The 4,024-nt window shown below is 46.5% G+C and carries 9 protein-coding genes; all 9 read left to right on the top strand.

The annotated features are described in order from the left end of the window. The coding region (gene rplC, locus Q3886_RS08905; protein WP_301861051.1) for a 50S ribosomal protein L3 at positions 1-350 on the top strand (350 nt) is incomplete at its 5' end. Positions 351-381: 31 nt separating this feature from the next. After that, on the top strand, positions 382-1,005 hold the full coding sequence (gene rplD / locus Q3886_RS08900) for a 50S ribosomal protein L4 (protein ID WP_301861050.1): 624 nt from the start codon (positions 382-384) through the stop codon (positions 1,003-1,005). Then, positions 1,005-1,289 carry a 50S ribosomal protein L23 gene (gene rplW / locus Q3886_RS08895; protein WP_301861049.1) on the top strand — a complete coding sequence of 95 codons (285 nt, stop codon included), beginning with the start codon at positions 1,005-1,007 and terminating at the stop codon, positions 1,287-1,289. The genes rplD and rplW overlap by 1 nt, the downstream gene beginning before the upstream one ends. A 31-nt stretch (positions 1,290-1,320) precedes the next feature. Then, on the top strand, positions 1,321-2,148 hold the full coding sequence (gene rplB / locus Q3886_RS08890) for a 50S ribosomal protein L2 (protein ID WP_301861047.1): 828 nt from the start codon (positions 1,321-1,323) through the stop codon (positions 2,146-2,148). A gap of 25 nt (positions 2,149-2,173) precedes the next feature. After that, the gene (gene rpsS, locus Q3886_RS08885) at positions 2,174-2,449 is read left to right on the top strand and encodes a 30S ribosomal protein S19 (RefSeq protein WP_301861045.1); all 276 of its coding nucleotides are present in this window, start codon (positions 2,174-2,176) and stop codon (positions 2,447-2,449) included. A gap of 14 nt (positions 2,450-2,463) precedes the next feature. Continuing rightward, positions 2,464-2,799 carry a 50S ribosomal protein L22 gene (gene rplV / locus Q3886_RS08880; RefSeq protein ID WP_301861043.1) on the top strand — a complete coding sequence of 112 codons (336 nt, stop codon included), beginning with the start codon at positions 2,464-2,466 and terminating at the stop codon, positions 2,797-2,799. 13 nt (positions 2,800-2,812) lie between these two features. Further along, the gene (gene rpsC / locus Q3886_RS08875) at positions 2,813-3,481 is read left to right on the top strand and encodes a 30S ribosomal protein S3 (RefSeq protein ID WP_301861042.1); all 669 of its coding nucleotides are present in this window, start codon (positions 2,813-2,815) and stop codon (positions 3,479-3,481) included. Then, positions 3,481-3,918: a 50S ribosomal protein L16 gene (gene rplP / locus Q3886_RS08870; RefSeq protein ID WP_301861040.1), complete on the top strand. Its 438-nt coding sequence runs from the start codon at positions 3,481-3,483 to the stop codon at positions 3,916-3,918. The genes rpsC and rplP overlap by 1 nt, the downstream gene beginning before the upstream one ends. Beyond that, a partial coding sequence (gene rpmC / locus Q3886_RS08865) for a 50S ribosomal protein L29 (RefSeq protein WP_301861053.1) occupies positions 3,908-4,024 on the top strand: 117 nt, incomplete at its 3' end. The genes rplP and rpmC, both read left to right, overlap by 11 nt.

Genomic DNA, 4,024 nt, shown 5'->3' with positions numbered 1-4,024 from the left:
TGGCAGCTGATATTTTCGCAAGCGGCGATCTCGTCGACGTAATTGGCACCAGCAAGGGTAAAGGATTTGCAGGTACGATTAAACGTCACGGTTTCCACCGCGGACCAATGACTCACGGTTCCAAATCCCATCGTGAACCTGGTTCTCTCGGACCTATGATTAGTGGTGGCGGCGGTAAAGTCGTCAAAGGGAAAAAACTTCCTGGACAATTAGGTGGTAATCAGGCGACGGTTCTTCATCTCTCTGTCGTTAAAGTCGACATGGATAAAAACCTTATCTTGATTAAAGGCGGCATTCCGGGTGCCAAAGGCAGTCTGGTAATGATTCGTGATACTGTAAAACCCCGCTAATTGCTGATATACAGGAAGGAGGATAATATAAATGCCAAAAGTAAGCACGTATAATATTGCCGGCACACAGACCGGTGAAATTGAATTGAACGATAGCGTATTTGGCGTTGAAGTGAACGAAGCTGTCATGAGACAGGCCGTTCTCCGTCAGCTTGCTAATGAACGCTTAGGCACACATTCCACGAAAACCAGAGGGGTAGTTCGTGGCGGCGGTAAAAAGCCGTGGAAACAAAAAGGAACCGGCCGGGCCCGTGTAGGCAGCACCCGCAGTCCTTTGTGGGTTGGCGGCGGCACCGTATGGGGTCCCCATCCGCGTTCGTACGCACAGAAAATGCCTCGTAAAGCTCGTCGCCTTGCCGTTAAATCCGCTTTGAGCGATAAAGTAAATACGAATGAATTGTTTGTGCTGGACGAAATTAATCTCGCAGCTCCGAAAACGAAGGAAATTGTAGCATTGATCAATAATTTCCAGTTTGCTGGAGAAAAAGTCCTCTTTGTTACGGATAATGACGAAATCGTTGCACGTTGCGCCCGCAATATCAAAGGGGTAAAAGCTATTTCTACGGAAGGCGTCAACATTTTCGATCTGCTCCACTATACAAAACTCTTCGTTACTAAGAGCGCTGTAGCCAAGATTGAGGAGGTACTCGCGTAATGATGATGCATGATATTTTAATCAAACCGGTCATCACCGAAAAAACGACGATGATGATGTCTGATGGCAAATACACCTTTAAGGTGCCCCTTCGTGCCAATAAAATCGAAATCCGCAAAGCTGTAGAACAGGTTTTTAATGTAAAAGTTAAAAGCGTAGCTACGATCCGCATGATGGGCAAGTTTAAGCGGATGGGCAAATATATTGGCAAACGTCCGGATTATAAAAAAGCCATCGTAACACTTCAGGAAGGCGAAACGATCGAATTCTTTGAAGGGGCTTAAAGGATAACGAAATAAAGGAGGAGGCACTACAATGGCCATTAAATCATATAAGCCGTATTCCGAAGGCCGTCGGTTCATGACAGTTTCGACCTTCGAAGAAATTACGGCTTCCAAACCGGAAAAATCCTTGTTGAGCAAAGTCACCAACAAGGGCGGTCGTAACAACAGCGGCCGTATGACTGTACGCCATCAGGGCGGCGGTCACAAACGCCGTTACCGTTTGATCGATTTCAAACGTATTAAGGATAACATTCCTGCAAAAGTCGCAACGATCGAATACGATCCTAACCGCTCTGCAAACATTGCACTTTTGGCATATGCAGACGGCGAAAAGAAATATATCATTGCTCCTAATGGATTAAAAGTGGGCGATGTCATTTACAGCGGTCCTGATTCGGATATCAAAATCGGCAATGCACTGCCGCTGGCTAATATCCCTCTCGGTACGTTGGTACACAACATTGAACTGAAAATCGGCAAAGGCGGCCAGATGGTCCGTTCTGCCGGTGAATCGGCACAGCTCATGGCTAAAGAAGGCAACTATGCACTGCTTCGTCTTCCTTCTGGCGAACTTCGTCAGGTCCACATCAGATGCCGTGCTACTGTAGGTGTTGTCAGCAACACAGACCATGAAAACATCACGATTGGCAAAGCTGGCCGTTCGCGCTGGAAAGGCGTTCGTCCCGGCAACCGCGGCGTTGTCATGAACCCGTGCGATCATCCTCATGGCGGCGGCGAAGGCAAGTCTCCTGTCGGCCGTAAACGTCCGGTTACTCCGTGGGGCAAGCCTGCATACGGTGTTAAGACTCGTGAAAAGAAAAAGGCTTCTAACAAGTTTATCGTAAAGAGACGTAAATAATAGGTTGTGGAAAGGAGATAAATAAGTGTCCAGATCCGTTAAGAAGGGCCCATTCGTAGCATTCCATCTCCTCAAAAAGATCGATGCTATGAATGAAGCCAATGAAAAGAAAGTAGTAAAAACCTGGTCCCGTGCATCCACGATTCTGCCTAGCTTTGTAGGACATACAATTGCTGTTCATGACGGCCGGAAACACGTCCCCGTATATGTTACGGAAGACATGGTAGGTCATAAACTGGGTGAATTTGCGCCGACTCGTACGTTTAAAGGCCACGCTAAATCTGAAAAAGTAACGAAATAAAGGGAGGTAACATCATGGAAGCAAGAGCAATTGCCAAACATATTCGCATTGCCCCCCGGAAAATTCGAATCGTAGCTGATTTGGTTCGGGGCAAAAACGTAGGCGAAGCATTCTCGATTCTGAAATTCACGCCGAAAGTGGGTTCCCGTGTCGTAGAAAAAGCGCTGCGGTCTGCTGTAGCAAATGCAGAACATAACAATGACATGAATGTAGATAAATTATTTGTTTCTGAAATTTTTGTCGACCAAGATTCCACGATGAAACGTATTCATCCGCGCAGCCGTGGACAGGCTTTCAAAATTTTAAAACACTCCAGTCATTTGACGGTTGTCGTAAAAGAAAGAGCATAAGGAGGGAAACGTAGTGGGTCAAAAAGTTAATGCCCATGGATTTCGTGTTGGCGTTGTAAAACCTTGGGATGCGAAATGGTATGCTGAAAAAGATTACGCCACACTTCTGAATGAAGACGTAAAAATCCGTGAATTCTTAAAGAAACAGTTATACATTGCAGGCGTTTCTCGTATCGAAATTGAACGTTCTGCAAAACGTATCAAATTGATTATTCATACTGCAAAACCGGGCATGGTTATTGGCCGTGGCGGTGCTGGCATTGAAGATATTAAAAAAGCTTTGAAAGCATTTACGACGAAGAATGTTGACGTCAATATTGCTGAAATCAAACAGGCCGAAATGGATGCTACTCTGGTAGCAGAAAATGTTGCCGGTCAGCTGGAACGCCGTATTGGCTTCCGTCGTGCTATGAAACAGTGCGTAGGCCGCACAATGCGCATGGGCGCTAAAGGGATTAAAATCATGTGCTCCGGCCGTCTTGGCGGTGCTGAAATTGCCCGCAGCGAAAGCATTCGCGATGGCTCCATCCCCCTGCATACACTCCGCGCTGATATCGACTATGGCTTCGCTGAAGCTCACACGACCTATGGCTGCATTGGCGTAAAATGCTGGATTTATAAAGGTGAAATTTTGCCGGAAGCTAAGAAGGCTCCGAAGAAACACGAAGGGAGCGAAGCGTAATGTTAATTCCAAAGCGTGTTAAATATCGTAAGCAGTTCCGTGGCCGCATGAAGGGCCAGGCTCATCGCGGCAATAAAGTTTCTCACGGCGAATACGGTTTGGTAGCAGTAGAACCGTCGTGGATTACGAACCGTCAGATCGAAGCTGCCCGTATTGCCATGACGCGTTACATCAAACGTGGTGGTAAAGTCTGGATTAAAATTTTCCCGGATAAGCCAATTACGGCTAAACCGGCTGGTACTCGTATGGGTTCTGGTAAAGGCGCTCCTGAATACTGGGTAGCCGTTGCAAAACCAGGCCGCGTACTTTTCGAAATGGGCGGCGTAACAGAAGAAATAGCTCGTGAAGCTATGCGTCTTGCCGGCCATAAACTGCCGATTAAAACGAAGTTTGTTATTAAAGGTCAGGAATTAGGTGGTGAACAAAATGAAGGTTAAAGAAATCCGTGCTCTGAGCGCTGCCGAAATGGATGAAAAGGTGGTTAGCCTTAAAGAAGAATTGTTTAACCTCCGTTTTCAACATGCGACCGGCCAATTAGAAAAT

It is taken from the genome of uncultured Megasphaera sp. (assembly GCF_958350005.1).
Lineage (GTDB): Bacteria > Bacillota > Negativicutes > Veillonellales > Megasphaeraceae > Megasphaera.
Note: the sequence above shows the minus strand (reverse complement) of the source record. Positions and strands in the feature narration are given on the sequence as shown.